Genomic DNA, 221 nt, shown 5'->3' with positions numbered 1-221 from the left:
ACACAATAGGCCGCTGCCGAATAGTTAAAACTCGCATCGTCTAAGGCATTAATAGTTACACTTGTATTGCTACTGTTTGGACATGTGCCCGATGTGGTATATGTTACTGTATAAGTACCTGGTGTACTTGCTGATACATCGATTGTTCCTGTACTTGCATTGATTGATAATCCTGCGGTTGAACTAAAAGTACCTCCGCCTAATCCGGTTACGGTTGGTGT

The 221-nt window shown here is 42.5% G+C and carries 1 protein-coding gene; it reads right to left on the bottom strand.

Annotated elements, in window-relative coordinates; genetic code table 11:
• Positions 1–221 (bottom strand): hypothetical protein (locus ACXAG4_RS15545; RefSeq protein ID WP_475297013.1); only part of this gene is annotated, 221 nt, incomplete at both ends.

This window comes from Seonamhaeicola sp. ABD4_175, assembly GCF_056160885.1.
This window is presented reverse-complemented; position numbering and strand designations above follow the sequence as displayed.